Source organism: Streptomyces sp. NPDC001492 (assembly GCF_053597275.1).
In genome coordinates this window covers 100,456-114,410 of sequence record NZ_JBSFHW010000023.1, presented here as the reverse complement: position 1 = coordinate 114,410, position 13,955 = coordinate 100,456, and the positions used below count along the sequence as shown (strand labels likewise).

Genomic DNA, 13,955 nt, shown 5'->3' with positions numbered 1-13,955 from the left:
GCGGGCCTCCTAGGCGTTCGCAATGGTGGTCACTGTGCCTGAGCTGCCGCGCCATTTCAGGGCCCCCGCTTGGGCGTACAGCACGCCGCCGCCGGCCGGGTTGGTGGTGGGGACGACGGCGGCGTTGGTGATGCCGAGGATGGCGCCGGTGCCGCCTCCGAGGTCGGCGCCGCCGAGGTTGTTCGTGTAGACGGTTCCGGGCGCGGCGAGTTCCACCAGGGCCGTGCCGAGGGTGCCCTTCACTCTGAGCATGTTTCCGGTGATCTGGTTGTTGCCGGCCGGTCCCATGGCTTCCTCACGGATGAGGGAGCGGGTGCGGCCGTTGGTGGACGAGGAGACGATCGCGTTGCCTTGGATGAGGTTGCGGGCAGCGGCGTACTCAAGGTGGATGCCGGAGGCGGCCCCGGCGGTGCCGACCTCTCCCGGAGAGAAGATCGTGCAGCCGACGATGCTGTTCTGCTCGCCCGCGATGAAGATCGAGTCTCCGGCGGTGCCGTCGAAGTTGCAGCCGGTGATCTTCGTGGAGGCGGCGTCCTGGATACGGACGCCCTTGGTGTTGTTGGTGGCTCCGCCGACGAAGTTGCAGGCGGTGATGAACTGTGTGCCTGCGCGGTCGAGGATGGCGACGGCCGTCGAGTAGCCGGTGCCACCCGAGCCGCCGAGGAACTCGAAGTCGCACCCCAGGATCTGATTCTCGTCATTGCTGAGCATCTGGATGCCGCGACCGGGCCCGGACGAGGTCATCGACTGATCGAACAGGCAGCCGATCACCCTGTTGTTGTGGCCGAACGCGCCGCCGGTCATGCCGCCGAGGTAGAGGGCGTCGTCGCGGCAGGCGATGAAATGCACGTTGTCGATGCGGCAGGCCACGGCACCGGCGCCGTAGATGCCACCGGAGGTGCCGGTCGTGCCCTGCTCCAGGCAGTTGCCGTCGATGGTCAGGTCGCGGATGGTGACCCTGGTGTCGGCGCCGGTCATCTGGAGGATGTAGGAGTTGGAGGCTGCTTTCAGTTTGACGGAGGTGCCCCAGCCGGAGCCGACGATGGAATATCCCTCGCCGGCCGGGAGGGTGACGGGGGCGGAAACTATGTAGGTGCCCGGCGGCAGGTAGGCGGTCGTCTTGGCGGCGGCTGCAGCGGTCACCAGGGCCTGCAGGGCGGCGGTATCGTCGGTGGTTCCGTTGCCCTTGGCGCCGTAGGTCTTGGCGTTGAGCCAGTCGACCGGCCATGACTTTACTGTGCGGGCTGGTGCGGTGGTCGGGCCGCTGGCCAGGGTGCTTCCGGGGCTGAGGAAGAAGCTCGCGCTGCTGCCGTCGTCGTTGAGGCCGCCGAGGTAGCCGTGCAGGTAGGCGCCGTGAATCTGCAGGGATGTGGCGCCGGTGACTCTGGCGCCGTAGTCGGGGGACGGCGAGCCGCCGGCGCCGTCGTCGACGCCGGGGTAGCAGGTGATGCCGCCGATGGTGACGGGCACGGTGGCGCCGATGACGGCGAGGCCGGCGAAGTTCCCGCCGCCGGTGCCGCCGTTGCGGCCGTCGCGGCGCAGCATGAGCCCGGACAGAACGATCGGCGTGTTGCCGGTGGCGTCCACCAAAACGCCGTGCTGCCCGTTGCGGTCCGTGCTGCAGCCGGTCATCTGCATGCCGCCGGAGCCGGCCCAGTCTCCCCAGGCGCCGGTGATGTGGTAGCCGTGCGAGCCGTTCCATTCGGCGCGGCATCCGGTGAGCTGCCCGTTGGTGCAGTTGGTGAGGACGAAGCCTTGCGCCCAGCAGCCGATGACCTGGACGTCGTCGAGGGTGATGTCGGTGTTGCCGGTGAACAGCAGTCCGTTGGCGTGGCACTGGTCGATCATCAGGTGCCTGAGCCGCCACGAGAACGGGAAGGTGCCGTCCGACCTCGACGCTGTGACGATGCCGTTGTTGGTCATCTGCCGGATCGTCACGTTCTCCAGGACGACGTTCTGGACGTTGCCGCGCGCATAGAGGCCATCGACGGAGCCGGTCAGCTTGGAGCCGTCGATCATCAGGTCGGTGATGCGCTGTTCGCCGGAGATGTTCGGGTGGGTGCCGTCGGCGTCGCCGATGATCTGAATGACCGAGCTGCCGGTGAAGCCTGCGGCGGGCTGGATGTAGCAGGGGTATTCGGACCCCGTCATGCCGGGGCCGACCATCATGCTGGCGTGGTCGCCGAGGAGACTGACCCCGTTCTTCAGGTCGAGGGTCGCCGTGGTCTTGTAGATGCCGCGGGGCAGGTAGACGACGCCGCCAGGCTGGCAGGCGTTGATCGCGGTCTGGATGGCCGCAGTCGCATCAGCCACGCCCGTGTTGTCGGCGCTGTAGGGGGCGACGGTGGCGTTGAGGTGGCCGGTGACGCCGGTCAGGTTTACGGCGCCGGACTGGCCGTTGACCGTGAATACGGCACCGGCGTTGACCTCGATGACTGCGGACTGCTGGCCGCCGGTCACGTTGATGTTGTCCGCTGGCTGTTCGCCGGTCACCAGGAGCTTCACCGTGTCACCTCCAGAGAGACGACGGCACGCCCGTTCAGGAGCCGGACGACGATGGAGCCCTGATACACCTCCAGGTCCCACACGCCGTTTCGGGTGAGGGCCTGGGTCTGTGTGGCGGGGATGGCCAGTCGGATCGCAGCCCCAGAGATCGTCAGGTAGGGGGTGAGGTCGAGAAGGAGGTCACCGCTGTCTGCGGGTGCGGACCGGATCTGGGCACGCGCCCCCCAGCCTGCCCACGTGAAGCCGGGCTGGTCGGTGACCGTGTAGGTCTGGACGAACGTGGAGCCTTGCTCGATCTTGAGGTCCCAGTCTCCGGCAGCCAACTCAGCCACCTCCGGGATGCCCTGGCTGGACGCGTCGGCGGCGAGGGTGGCTTCACCGGTCAGGAGCACGGTGGGCTGCGCCGACAGGAGCAGGCTGGCGGTGAGGCTGCTGTCGGCGGCGGGCGCTGCTGCCGCATGCGCGGACAGGAGTGCGGTGGCGGCCAGGGCACCGTCGCCGGTGAGGGTGGCGTCGGCGGTCCACACGGCACCGTCGGACAGCGTATTGAACAGGTCGTATTGCGCTTCGTCGCTGGCGCCTGCGTCACGATGTGCGGACAGGTCAAGCGCGCACGCGTCTACCGACGAGGTGACCCAGGCGGGGGTGGTGAGCGTGCGACGGTTGGTCCACGTCGTTCCGTCGGGCGAGGTGTCCCAGTAGACGTTGGTGCCGTCCTCGCGCAGCCTGAGGAACTTGTGGGTGGTCGCGCTGTAGGTGAGGTCGACGCTGGCTGGGTCGTAGTAGCCGTCGTCGTTCTTGCACCGCAGCTGCCCGGTGACGGTGTTGATGACGAACCCGACGCGTTTCCCTGAGGTGGCAATGTCGGGGGCGTTGACGAACACGGACGCGTAGGCCTCGGTGGCGGTCGAGGCGGCTGGCACGGTGGTGATGGCGACGAAGAACGAGGCGCCGGCCATGGTCCAGCTGTAGGCGGTCTGGTAGCCGGCGTATCCGGTGGTGCAGGGGACGTGGGCTTTGCCGCCGGATTCGGTGACGCCGCCGTAGGCGTTGCCCCAGTTCGCCCCGATCAACCCGTCGTTGAAATTGTCGATCAATGTGGAGAGGCTCGGCATGCGGGCCTCCGATCACGAGAGGGACAGCGCCAGAGATCCGGCGACGAGGCGGACCTCATCGCCCGCAGCGACGGTGCGGGACGCGGACAGCGCCCCGTGCCAGAGGCGGACGGGCGTGCCGGCGTTGTCCCAGATCTCGACGCCGACCACGGTGCAGGCGGGCATCCCGGAGAAGACGAGGTCCGCGCTGTTACTGGTAGCGCCTGCGGAGGCCGCGCCGACGGTGAGGGACTGCCGCGCATATGAGCCGCCAGTGACCTCGGTGCCTGCCGTCGTGTCGTCGCCGTTCGCGGTCACCAGGGCCACTTTCAGCGGGGTGGTGGGGGCGGTCGCCGTTAGTCCGTTGATGAAGTCCAGGCACCGGTTTTCTGCAGTATTCGTCAACGCGTCGGCCACGCGGCCTCCTTCGGTGGGTGCGCCGCGTGGCGCGTCAGGTGATGGTGAGGATTCCGGCTTTGCGGACGATGTCCTCGCTGCCGGGCGGGTCGAGGTTGATCCACACCCGGTAGTCGCCTGCCGCCAGGACGATGCCGCTGCCGGGGCCGATGAGGAGGCGGGCGTCGTTGCCCGACCAGTCGGCGTCGTGCCATTCGGCGTCGGCTGGGTCGGCGCGGTGGGCAACGACGGCGATGCGGACGGGCGTGCTGCCGGTGTCGACGCCTGCCGGGAGGGTGACGGGCACGTGCAGGTACTCGGTCGATGAGGCGGGGATCACCACGGGGCGCCCACCTCCCAGCCGGTTTGCTGCGGCGCGCTGGCCGCCCACGGTTCGGCTTGTGGTGCTCCTGCCGCCCACGGGCTGTACGGCGCGCCGACGGCGATGTCGACGTCGTCATGGGCGGAGCGCGTCGCCCCGCTGGCCGTGAGGATCGCCGTGATGGCGGCGTCCGCAGTGCCGACGCTTTCTGTGGCACCTGCAGCCGCAACGTCGGCAATGACGCTGAGGTCAGCGCCTGCGGACGCGGCGCGGGCGCCTGCTGCTGCGAGCTCTGCGGCAACGTTGATGCCGGCCCCGGTAAAGGCCGAGCGGATGCCTGCCGCCGTGATCGTGCCCGTAGCGTTGAGGGCGGCGTCACCGAGCACGGGCGGCGCACCGATGACTCCGTCCGCCGCAAGGAGGGCAGTCGTTGCCAGAGCGGCCGTGGCGTCGTGGGCAATCTGTCCTTGCGCTGCCAAGTCGGCGGTGACGGCCAGGTTCGTGTCGGCTTGAGCGCTGCGTAGTCCGCTGGCATCGAATGCGGCGGAGGCGGCGACGCCTGCATCGGCGGCGGTTGCACGTTGCCCATCCGCTGCGAGTGCGGCGCTGCCCGCAAGTGCGGTGTCGCCAGCGGCCGTTCTCTGCCCGGATGCGGTCAGGGCTGCATCCGCAGCGAGTGCCGCGTCGCCGGCGGTTGTCGTAGCTCCGCTCGCGGAGAGGGTCGCCGTTGCGACGAGACTCGCCGTGCTGATTGCGGTTCGGGTGCCGTCAGCGGCCATGCCCGCGATGGCCGCCAGACCGGTGTCGCCACTCGTGGAACGCACTCCGGCAGCGGCGAGGTTGGCTGTTGCTGCGAGGGTCGCGTCGCCTGCTGCGGCGCGAAGGCCGGATGCTGTCAGCGTGGCGGTCGCGATGCGGGCCGCGTCTCCGTTGGTGGACCGTGAGCCTGTCGCGGTGAGCGTTGCCGTGGCGGCCAGGGCCGCGTCACCGCTGGTGGACCGGGCGCCGGTGACGGAGAGCGTGGCGGTGGCGGCCACTGCTGCGTCACCTGAGACTCCGGAGGTGACATCGGACGCGCTGAAGTCGTCGAAGCGGAGGACGTTCGACGATTCGGCGCGGAGGCCGACGCTGGTGCCGCTGGTGACGGCGCTGTTGGTGACGGTGACGCGGGCGACGCCGTTGACGTAGCCCTTGATCGTCGAACCCACAGCCGCGATCTTCGCGACGTCGCCTGCGACGGCCGCCCCAGAGAACGAGCCCAGGGAGGTGAAGCTGCCACCGACGTTCGAGAAGAGCACCCACGAAGTGCCGTCATTACGCCACAAATAGCCGCTGGTGAACGAGGTGTTGCCGCGGCACCAGACGCCGTGCGAGACCGCACCCGTTGCGGCGATCGTCACCTGCGCGGAGTTGTCGCTCGTACTCATTGCGGTGGCGGCACGGATGACGATGGTGCCGCCCGCGGTGCCTGACGAGAGCTGGTTGGAGACGATCGTCCAGAGGCCGGTCCCATCGACCCAGTTGGCCCCCGGGGCGCCGTTCGAGCGGTTGAAGTCGTCGGTGAAGGTGGTCATGACGACCTCCCCGTCAGCGCGTCGCGCCGCCTACTGGCTACGCGATCATGCGGCTTGAGGGGTCAGGCTTGCGGTCAAAGTCGCGAGCGAGAAGGAGTCCCCCGACGCCCACGCCTTACTTGCCGTGAGCGCTACTGTGAACAGCAGCGTTCCGGCGGATGAGGCGGTCCACACGGAGATGTGAGTGAGGGTTTCGCTGGTGCCGCCGTTAGTCCACGCCGTCGGCGCTGTGCTGAGCGACAGCGACGAGCCGGACGATGAGCTGGAGAAGACGAACGAGTTGCGAGTGGTCGAGCCGGCGCTGATGTTGGAGGTGCCGGAGGCGCCGGGGTCCCCGGTGTGCAGTTGGACGTAGGTGCCGGCCACAGCCGAATATGCGGCGCCGCCGTTGCCTGTTGTGCGGAGGGTGTTGAGCCAGCCGGAGACGAGGCTGGGGGCGAGTCCTGCGGTCACTGCTCAGCCTCCTCGGGCTCCTCGGTCTGCGGTTCGGCGTTGTCGGGGTGGGCGGGGGTGACCTCGCCGGAGGCCTCGATCGTCAGGGCGAACGTGTGCTCGTCGGCCACGGCGGTGCTCCTTACGGGTGGGCGCCGCGTGGCGCATAGATGGTTGGCGGCGCCGCTGATTCGTCGGCGACGCGAATGACGGGGCCAATGGACCAGGCGAGTACGAGCAGGCCGACGATGAAGGCTCGCCGCATGGCGACCTCCACGGCCTAGGCAGGCTCGTAGGTTGCGGCGAAGATGGCGGGCTTGACCGGGTAGAACTCGCCCTGCACGCCCCGGACGATCCAGTCGCCCGGACCAAAGGCCATCTCGCCTTCGAGTGTGAGGATCGCGCCACCGGTGTTGGTGGTGCTGTTCCAGCGCTGGTTACCGGAGTGGGAGCCGCCGAGAAATTCGGTGATCTCCGTACAGCTCTCGCCAGTACCCGTGAACTGCACGGCTTCGATCTCGACGGGCTTCTTGCGGTAGCGGGCCATGGCGCCCTTCTTCGTGGTCGTTGGGGTCCCGCCGCCCGACGGCGTAGGTGGATCGGGCGGCGGGACGTTCGGGGCTCGGAGTGAGCGGCCAGCCCCGGCTGTGGTTGCCCGCCCGATCCTGGGGGGACCGGGCGGGCAGTTGGCCCGAGCGCGGGGCGCTACGAGGGCCGGGCCTGCCCCACCGCGGGCAGGAGTCAGGCGGCGAGTGCGGAGTCTGCGCCGAGGATGGGGGGCGTGGTGCCCGGCTCGATCAACGCCAAGGTGTCCTTGTCGCGAACCGCTTCGGGGATCTCGTCCATATCGAAGAGGACCCCGTTCTTGCGGCGTCCTCTGTCTGGGTACCGAGTAAGGCGTCCTTCCGCTGCCCACCGTCGGATGGTCGCTTCGGGGCGTCCGGCGACGTGCGCTGCCAAGTCCAGAGGGATGAGCAGTCCGGGCATGCCGTCACCCCCGGGCCATGCAATAGGGGCCACCTTTGCGGCGGCCCCGGGAGACAGAAAGATCCAGACTGGGGTCAGAATATGCTCGCCCAGCTCAGAGGGCAAGCAGTTCTGCCACTGTCGCCTCGGCTGTCTCTCGTGAAACGAGGGAGGCGTGCGGGATGTGCGGCACTCCCTGTTGTTCGCGCAGTTGGCGAATCAGGTCGAGCAGGGCTGGCCCCGGGATGAAGTACTCGCGGCCGACATCATGGTTACGGAGGGGCCCGAACTGGGTGTGCCGAAGCCGTTCAAGTTCCTTGTTGCCAGGTTCGATGGCGAGGACCGCGTCTGGCATGAGGGCATCGAAGCGCTGTCTCGGCCGAGTGGTCGTGCCGATCTTTATGAGCGTGCCGCGCAGGACGTAGTAGACGATGCCTGGGGATTCCTTCCAGCGCCTGGCGGCTTCCCTGCGCGCTTTCCAGGCTTCGATCTCCTGCGCCGCCTCTTGGGCTTGCGCTTCCTCGAATGCCCTGCGCTTCGCCTCGCTGTCCTTGACTTGCTCGTTCTTCCAGTGGATGAACTTGACCGCATTGTCGGCGACAGTCTGGTCGATCTCGACTCCCGCACGGCGCTGCATCTCCAGGTGAAGGGAGATGTCGTAGTAGTACGGGTCTTGCGGATCTACCAGGTGTCGGAACGGGAGGCGGATGCGGTCTTTCTCGTTCTTCTGATGTTCGTGTGCGGGTATGAACGGTCTACCGTTACCCATGTCGGCTCGCTCTCGTGTAGCGGTTGGCCACGCCCCGGGAGGTCTAGCCACCTCGCCGGGGTCTCAACTGTCCCAATTCTACCGACCTTTAGATCTATTCGCGGCGATTCGCGCAGGTCAACGCCGCAATGCATCGACGACACCCAAGCCGACGTAGCCGATCAGCGCAGCAACCACCAGCGGCCACATGAGGGCGAAGGCCGCGACGAGCACGGCGTGCGAGAGGCCATGGCCGTCGGCCGGGCGACCGCCCGTGAGAACCATGTCGACGACCCAGAGAACTGCGCCAATACCGAGGTAGATCGCGATTCCGAGGTGGGGAACGTCCGAGATCGTGAAGGCGATCACGATGACAAAGGCAGCCGCGATGAGGCACTCGAAGGCGTAGAGCCTGAACAGGCCCTGGTTCGGGCTCGTCTCGCTCACTGCTTCACCTCTGGGTCGATGAGGTCGGCAGCGGCGTCAAGGCCTCGATAGAAGTCGTCGTCCCAGGCTTCGGGCGCTTCCGGCGCGTTGCGGATGGTCTCCGCCAGTTCGTGCGCGTACCCGTCCATCAGTGCGGCCGCTTCGTCAACGGAGACCCCGAGGGCGAGGAGCTTGTTGTACAGCTTCCAAGAGGGCCGCGACTGGTCGAGCGGATCGTCGAGGTTCATGCCGCGACTCCTGCCGCTTCGGCGAGTACCCGCTCTTGTGCGGTCCGCAGGTCTCGCCATTCCCCGATCGTCTCCCACCTGCTGCCGCAACTGCCGCAGTGGACTCGGTGGCTGGCGGCGGATGCGGTGAGCGGCGCCCAGCACAGGCTGTCGCCGACACGGACGGGGCAGTTGCCGATCTGCACCCGGCCCGGCCGTCGTTCGTCGTTGACGATCGCCGTGCATTCGCCGTGGAGGCGGCGGATTTCCTCGATGTCGTCCGCCACCGACTCGTAGCTGGAGCAGGCCCACAGGAGGTTGTCGGTGAGGAACTTCCCCAGCTGCGGCACCGCTTGGGCTGGGCTGCCGCGCCACGGGGCGACGGTCCAGCCGAGCGCCTGCCGCCACGCGTCCTCGATCGCCGACAGGCGGGCCGCGACACCGCCCGGGCCGACGAGGGCGAGGACTTCGAGGCGGGGCGGGATCGGCGGCGTCTTGCTGCCGGAGCTGCCCGCGCCCGGGCGGCGGGCGCCACGCATCAGAGAAGCCGTCGTGTCCAGCTGCCGGAACAGGGAGGGAAGTTCGGCTATGCGGGCCTGGGTGCGTTCTCCACACGGCCGGCAGGCAAGGCGATCGCGCTCGATGGTCCACAGGTCGCGTCCGCAGGCGACGCAGGTCGGCCAAAAGTATTCGGCGTCGAGGGCAGGGTTGTCGTTCACGGCGGCTCCTCGGGCGGTGGTACGGGGAAGCGGGTGACCTTTGAGCCGATTGTTGCACTGCGGGTTGACAATCCGGGCCAGTGGTCCACTGGCGGCGCTCGCTGCGGCTTCCGCGGTTCACCCACCACTCCCCCACCCGGCCCGGCACACTGCCGGTATGGCGATCCGGGTGGGTGTGCAGGCGGACACGGAAGAGGAGTGCGCCGAGGGCTTGGCGCTCCTCGTCGACGCCGGGTTCATGCCAGTGATGATGCCGAAGCTGCTGAGCGACAACCGCTGGATGGCCCGCGCCGTACCCACGCCAAGGCCCCCGGTCCGTGAGGACCGGGGGCCTGCACTGTCGGGCTAGTTCAAGCAGCGGCCTGCTCCGTGCCGGCGTCGGCTTCGTCGACGAGCCACTGCCCGTACTCGCGGTCGGCGGCGGCGTGGATCTCGCTGCGGTCCCAGCCGGCCTTGGCGGCGTGGTCGAGGGCGGGCAGGACGTGGAGCAGGAAGTGCATGCGGTGGCTGGCGCCGGCCTGCTGGAGTTTCTGGTTGTCGACGAGCAGGTGGATGGCGAGTTCGCGGAGTTCGCGCCGGTCGTCTTCGGTGTAGGCGGTGGGTGATCCGGGGGTGACGATGCCGTCGAGGAAGTCGGGGACGTCGAGGGTCTGGTTCATGGGTTCAACCTCGTTTCGGGTAGGTGTGGCCGGTGGGCGGGCTGGCGCGCTCTCAACCCTGGGGGGTGTGGTCGACGGACGCGGCGAGGATGGCCATGGCGAGACGCTGACTGTCGTCTCCAGCGCGTTCGCAGAGCTGGTCGGCGAGGCGACTGTCGCCTTGCGCCAGCGCCTTCCCTGCGGCGTCGATCTCGGCGCCGGTGGCAATGACGCTGGCGTTGGTCTTGCGGTTGAACAGGCCCATGCCGGGGTCCTTTCGTGGCGGGTTAGATGCCGCGGTCGGCGGCGAGTTGGGCGGCGCGGTCGAGGTAGAGCAGGACGGGTGCGGGGCTGGTCTGCTGGTCGTTCCAGGACGGCAGGGTTTCGGCGTCGGGGAAGTCGCGCTGGATCGCTTCCAGCAGCAGCACGCAGGCGTCGTCGGCCTGACGCCGGTTGCTGATGCCTTCGATGCGGATGGCGCCGAGGGGGCAGCGCCTCATGCCGACGTCTTCACGGAGGCCGCCTTGGAGCCAGCCGTGGGTTTCGATGTAGATGCGGGCCCGGTGCAGGAGTGCGGCGAGCGGGGTGTCGTAGGGGCTGGTCGGGGTCAGGGTGGGGGCGAGCGGGATGATCTCGGTGGCGTCGAGGATGGGATCGGCGCCTGCGAGGTGGGCGGTGTTGACCTCGAAGGCGACTGCGGCCTCATTGAGGCGGGCGTCCATGTCGACCAGGCGGAGGGCGAGCCGGGCGTCGATGTCGAGGGCGGGGGGCGGGCTTGCTGCGGCCAGGGTGGTCGTGGTCATGTGGGCGTTGCCTTCTGCGCCTTGGCGCGTGGTGGGTGGATGGGGCGCCCCTGATTGCTGGCAGGCGGGAAGGGGCGCCCCGGCTTGGCTAGCCGCGCTGGCGGCGCATCTCGGCCTTGATGTCCTCGTTGGTTGCTCCCATATCGAGGGCTCGGCCGACCGCGCGCATGACCTGCCGCGGATCGGTGAGGCATTCCGGTCCCCCGTGTGCGATCACCTCGCGGGCGGCTTCCTGAACGGCTTGCTGTCGGTCCATGGCGTTCTCCTGTCGGGTTGAGTTGTGATCGGTTATCGGCGTCGGCCGCGTTCGCCTCGGCTCGGGCGGGTGGCGGGGTCGCTGCCGTTCTGGACCCTCTTGCCGAGGCTGCGGATCTCCGCCTCGTCGAGGTAGGCGCTGTAGTCGCCGTGACCCATCGGTCCGGCAACCTGCCGTCCGGGGCTGCCGAGTTCACGCATGCCGCGCAGGGGCTCCGCGTAGACGGTGCCCTCCTGGGCGAGGAGCCCGGAGATGGACAGGTGGCCGGTCATCCACTCGCCGCTAACCAGGGAGCGGCCGTCGACGGTGCGGGAGTTGAACATCTTGGCGTCCTCCCACGGCGCGGCGTTGAGGGCCTGCTTGGAGATGGTGTAGACGGTGACGCCCTTGCCGCCGTTCTGTGTGATCCAGCGGTTGAGGTCGCGGGCGCCGCTCCTGCCGGGCTGCCAGGTCTGAGGCATGAGGTGATCTCCAATTCTGGTTTGTTGTGGCTTGTAAGGGTGGACATGGGATGGTTTGCCCCGGACTGCGCCCCTGGACAGGCTGGACGGGGGTTGGACATCGTCCGGACGGTGTCCGGGTGCCGTCCAGGCTGTCCGCCCGGACAGTCCGGGGCATTTCCGGCACTGTCCGGGCGACAGTCCTGGGCAAAGCTCACATTTCAGTTGCCTTGCAGGAGCTTCAGCGCGTCAGCGATGTCGGCTCGCTCGTAGCCGTTGACGCGCCCTCGGCCCTCGATGACGACCTTGACCACGCCACCCGCGCCGGCTGCACGCAGGAGCTCACCGAGGCGCATCGAAGTCATGCCGCCGCCGATGAACTCGGCCATCTCCTCCAGCTGGGCGACGTCGCGGTCGAAGTCGTCCATGGCCTTCAGGCAGCCGTGCAGCGCCTCCATCTGCATGCGCTGCTCGGGCGTGTGGTTGATGACGTTCCGGCCCGGGACGCCGTCACGCTTCGGCCCGCCGGCCGCCGACGACAGGCCGGTGGCGTTGAGGAGGTGCTTCTCGATCGGGTCCTCCCACTGCCCGGCCAGCCGGCCCGCCTTCTCGCGGAGGGCGGCGGCCTTGCCCAGCAGCATGGTGATCTCGTCCCGCTCGTCCTCGTCGAGGTCGAAGCTGCGGGCGAGGTCGGTGACCCCGGCGAACGGGTTGACGAGCCAGCCGAAGCCCGGCCGCGGCGGGTCGAACTTGGACGCGTCACGGCCGGCACCGGCCTGTCCGGCGCCGAGGATCGCGTTGGACTGCGTGGCGTTCTCGACCCGCATCGCCCACCGGGCGCCGCAGTTCATGGCCAGGGCCTGCGGGATGACGTCGACCTCCGGGTACTGGGTGATCAGCACCATGAGGATTCCGGCGCCCGCGGCTACGGCGGACAGCTCGATCAGGGCTTCGAGGATCTCGTCGCGCAGCGGTTTCCCGGGTCGGGTGTAGGTGGCGAGCTCATCGATGACCAGCAGCTCGATGCCGCCGACTTTCTCAATGACGGGCGCGACCATCTTGGACTTGCCGAGCGCGCCCAGGTCCCGCTCGCGGCGGTCCTTGTCTGCCAGGAGCGCCTGCAGCAGCGCCAGCAGCCGGTCCGGGCTGGGCTTGAAGTACGTGCTGGCGGCCCCGGTCTTGGCATAGGGGTCCCACTCGCCGTTGTTCTTTCCGGCGACGATCCGCAGGTTGATCCGCGGATCGAAGGACGCGCCGACGATCAGGTTGGAGGCGCCAACCCCCTTGCCGGAGCGGGTCATGCCGGCAATGACATACGACGCGTTGTTGATCGGCAGGTAGATCGCGGCGCCGCGTTTGTTCCACCCGACAGGTACGCCGTCCTTCCACGCGTCGAGCTGGCTGGGCTTCTTCAGCAGCGGGGAAGGCCGGGTGCCCTCGAACGGGTCCTGATCGGTGAGCCACAGGGAGGTGCGCACCTCGGTACCGGCCTTGTCGATGTCGACCATGGAGGCGTCGCGGCCGAGGGCGCCGGCCAGCTTGGGCAGATCCTTCTTCAGCTCGGCGACGGTGACGCGAGGGGGCAGGTCGAACACGACGGTGGTGTTGCCGTCTGCGCCGCGCTGAGGCACAGCGAGGATCTTGATTTCTTCGTCCGGCTTGATCTTGCGGATGTTGCGGAGCGCCTCCTCCAGCTCCTTAACCGTGAGCGCGGGCGGCGGCGGGGCGTTGAAGTCCCTCACCCCAGGCTGTTCCACCTTCACCATGTCGACGGGGGCGGCCAGCTGCTCCGGAATCGGGGCAGGTGCAGGCTGGCCGTCGACGAAAGGGCGCGATACGAGGTACCAGCCGTATCCGGCCGCGGTGCCGAGCACGGCGAGGATCATCGGCTGGCCGTTGAGGGTCTGCTCGATGGCTGCGCCGGTGAGCGGCAACGCGGCGAGACCACCGCCGGCGAGGGTCAGCGCACGGGCGGCCCGCTTGCCGTGCCGGGTGTTGTCGATCTCACGGTCGGTGGGCGGGAGTACGGGCTGCGCCTGCATCGACGCCAGCTTCGATTCGGCCTGGGCCACCTGCCCGGCGAGCGCCGACAGCAGACTGGTGTTGCCGTCCCGCTCACCCAGTTCGACCCGCGACTTGGCGACGTGGAGGCGAGCGTGGAGCCGGGCAACGTGCGCCTCCTGGAGAGCGAGCTGGTCGGCCCGCTTGCGCTCCTTGCGCTCGGTGGCGATCTGGATGACGTCGACGTGGTCGAGGTCGCCGCCGGCCAACCAGTCCTTGACGCGGGCGCCGGCGTGCCCAGACTGCGTCTTGAATGCGGCCTTCACGCGGTCGCCGCGGGTGGGCTCGTCTGCCGGCTGCTCGATCTCGATGACGTCAGGCTCGATCTCGGTGGCCACTGGCCTTGTC

Annotated in this window: 18 protein-coding genes; 1 reads left to right on the top strand and 17 read right to left on the bottom strand. The window is 68.6% G+C overall.

What is annotated here, in order from left to right; genetic code table 11:
* Window positions 1-9: 9 nt before the first annotated feature.
* From ACWC1K_RS27995 to ACWC1K_RS27945, 11 genes are all read right to left on the bottom strand, one after another.
* Window positions 10-2,505, bottom strand: coding sequence for a glycosyl hydrolase family 28-related protein (locus ACWC1K_RS27995; protein WP_450835290.1), 2,496 nt, complete (start codon window positions 2,503-2,505; stop codon window positions 10-12).
* A complete protein-coding gene (locus ACWC1K_RS27990) occupies window positions 2,502-3,620 on the bottom strand; it encodes a hypothetical protein (protein ID WP_450835288.1) in 1,119 nt (372 codons plus the stop codon). The genes ACWC1K_RS27995 and ACWC1K_RS27990 overlap by 4 nt, the downstream gene beginning before the upstream one ends.
* A gap of 12 nt (window positions 3,621-3,632) precedes the next feature.
* A complete protein-coding gene (locus ACWC1K_RS27985) occupies window positions 3,633-4,016 on the bottom strand; it encodes a phage tail fiber protein (protein WP_450835286.1) in 384 nt (127 codons plus the stop codon).
* A 34-nt stretch (window positions 4,017-4,050) separates the two neighbouring features.
* On the bottom strand, window positions 4,051-4,338 hold the full coding sequence (locus tag ACWC1K_RS27980) for a hypothetical protein (RefSeq protein ID WP_450835285.1): 288 nt from the start codon (window positions 4,336-4,338) through the stop codon (window positions 4,051-4,053).
* Window positions 4,332-5,891, bottom strand: a complete 1,560-nt coding sequence (locus tag ACWC1K_RS27975; RefSeq protein ID WP_450835284.1) for a hypothetical protein — start codon at window positions 5,889-5,891, stop codon at window positions 4,332-4,334. Before ACWC1K_RS27975 ends, ACWC1K_RS27980 begins: the two co-directional genes overlap by 7 nt.
* Window positions 5,892-5,936: 45 nt before the next feature.
* Complete coding sequence (locus ACWC1K_RS27970) at window positions 5,937-6,344, bottom strand: phage tail fiber protein (protein ID WP_450835282.1); 408 nt, start codon at window positions 6,342-6,344, stop codon at window positions 5,937-5,939.
* A gap of 259 nt (window positions 6,345-6,603) precedes the next feature.
* Window positions 6,604-6,870 carry a hypothetical protein gene (locus tag ACWC1K_RS27965; RefSeq protein ID WP_450835280.1) on the bottom strand — a complete coding sequence of 89 codons (267 nt, stop codon included), beginning with the start codon at window positions 6,868-6,870 and terminating at the stop codon, window positions 6,604-6,606.
* 534 nt (window positions 6,871-7,404) lie between these two features.
* On the bottom strand, window positions 7,405-8,058 hold the full coding sequence (locus ACWC1K_RS27960) for a hypothetical protein (RefSeq protein WP_450835278.1): 654 nt from the start codon (window positions 8,056-8,058) through the stop codon (window positions 7,405-7,407).
* 117 nt (window positions 8,059-8,175) lie between these two features.
* Window positions 8,176-8,484: a hypothetical protein gene (locus tag ACWC1K_RS27955; protein WP_450835276.1), complete on the bottom strand. Its 309-nt coding sequence runs from the start codon at window positions 8,482-8,484 to the stop codon at window positions 8,176-8,178.
* The gene (locus ACWC1K_RS27950) at window positions 8,481-8,711 is read right to left on the bottom strand and encodes a hypothetical protein (protein ID WP_450835275.1); all 231 of its coding nucleotides are present in this window, start codon (window positions 8,709-8,711) and stop codon (window positions 8,481-8,483) included. Before ACWC1K_RS27950 ends, ACWC1K_RS27955 begins: the two co-directional genes overlap by 4 nt.
* Entirely contained in the window at window positions 8,708-9,409 is a 702-nt protein-coding gene (locus ACWC1K_RS27945; protein WP_450835274.1) for a hypothetical protein, read from the bottom strand. The genes ACWC1K_RS27950 and ACWC1K_RS27945 overlap by 4 nt, the downstream gene beginning before the upstream one ends.
* Window positions 9,410-9,566: 157 nt before the next feature.
* Between ACWC1K_RS27945 and ACWC1K_RS27940 the strand changes: the two genes are divergently transcribed.
* The gene (locus ACWC1K_RS27940; RefSeq protein WP_450835272.1) at window positions 9,567-9,758 is read left to right on the top strand and encodes a hypothetical protein; all 192 of its coding nucleotides are present in this window, start codon (window positions 9,567-9,569) and stop codon (window positions 9,756-9,758) included.
* A gap of 1 nt (window position 9,759) precedes the next feature.
* Here ACWC1K_RS27940 and ACWC1K_RS27935 read toward each other — a convergent pair whose 3' ends face one another.
* The 6 genes from ACWC1K_RS27935 to ACWC1K_RS27910 form a co-directional block, all read right to left on the bottom strand.
* Complete coding sequence (locus ACWC1K_RS27935) at window positions 9,760-10,068, bottom strand: hypothetical protein (protein WP_450835271.1); 309 nt, start codon at window positions 10,066-10,068, stop codon at window positions 9,760-9,762.
* Window positions 10,069-10,120: 52 nt separating this feature from the next.
* Complete coding sequence (locus ACWC1K_RS27930; RefSeq protein WP_450835269.1) at window positions 10,121-10,312, bottom strand: hypothetical protein; 192 nt, start codon at window positions 10,310-10,312, stop codon at window positions 10,121-10,123.
* A 22-nt stretch (window positions 10,313-10,334) separates the two neighbouring features.
* Window positions 10,335-10,850: a DUF6197 family protein gene (locus tag ACWC1K_RS27925; RefSeq protein WP_450835267.1), complete on the bottom strand. Its 516-nt coding sequence runs from the start codon at window positions 10,848-10,850 to the stop codon at window positions 10,335-10,337.
* Window positions 10,851-10,938: 88 nt separating this feature from the next.
* The gene (locus ACWC1K_RS27920) at window positions 10,939-11,106 is read right to left on the bottom strand and encodes a hypothetical protein (protein WP_450835265.1); all 168 of its coding nucleotides are present in this window, start codon (window positions 11,104-11,106) and stop codon (window positions 10,939-10,941) included.
* A gap of 32 nt (window positions 11,107-11,138) precedes the next feature.
* Window positions 11,139-11,567 (bottom strand): hypothetical protein, encoded by a 429-nt coding sequence (locus ACWC1K_RS27915; RefSeq protein WP_450835263.1) that lies wholly within the window; start codon window positions 11,565-11,567, stop codon window positions 11,139-11,141.
* Window positions 11,568-11,767: 200 nt separating this feature from the next.
* Window positions 11,768-13,945 (bottom strand): hypothetical protein, encoded by a 2,178-nt coding sequence (locus ACWC1K_RS27910; protein ID WP_450835261.1) that lies wholly within the window; start codon window positions 13,943-13,945, stop codon window positions 11,768-11,770.
* Between the last annotated feature and the right edge of the window lie 10 nt (window positions 13,946-13,955).

Coding starts and splice junctions, on each gene's coding strand:
- ACWC1K_RS27925 (WP_450835267.1), bottom strand. CDS start 10,850: ATGACCACGACCACCCTGGCCGCAGCAAGCCCGCCCCCCGCCCTCGAC.
- ACWC1K_RS27965 (WP_450835280.1), bottom strand. CDS start 6,870: ATGGCCCGCTACCGCAAGAAGCCCGTCGAGATCGAAGCCGTGCAGTTC.
- ACWC1K_RS27930 (WP_450835269.1), bottom strand. CDS start 10,312: ATGGGCCTGTTCAACCGCAAGACCAACGCCAGCGTCATTGCCACCGGC.
- ACWC1K_RS27960 (WP_450835278.1), bottom strand. CDS start 8,058: ATGGGTAACGGTAGACCGTTCATACCCGCACACGAACATCAGAAGAAC.
- ACWC1K_RS27920 (WP_450835265.1), bottom strand. CDS start 11,106: ATGGACCGACAGCAAGCCGTTCAGGAAGCCGCCCGCGAGGTGATCGCA.
- ACWC1K_RS27935 (WP_450835271.1), bottom strand. CDS start 10,068: ATGAACCAGACCCTCGACGTCCCCGACTTCCTCGACGGCATCGTCACC.
- ACWC1K_RS27940 (WP_450835272.1), top strand. CDS start 9,567: ATGGCGATCCGGGTGGGTGTGCAGGCGGACACGGAAGAGGAGTGCGCC.
- ACWC1K_RS27975 (WP_450835284.1), bottom strand. CDS start 5,891: ATGACCACCTTCACCGACGACTTCAACCGCTCGAACGGCGCCCCGGGG.
- ACWC1K_RS27915 (WP_450835263.1), bottom strand. CDS start 11,567: ATGCCTCAGACCTGGCAGCCCGGCAGGAGCGGCGCCCGCGACCTCAAC.
- ACWC1K_RS27950 (WP_450835275.1), bottom strand. CDS start 8,711: ATGAACCTCGACGATCCGCTCGACCAGTCGCGGCCCTCTTGGAAGCTG.
- ACWC1K_RS27990 (WP_450835288.1), bottom strand. CDS start 3,620: ATGCCGAGCCTCTCCACATTGATCGACAATTTCAACGACGGGTTGATC.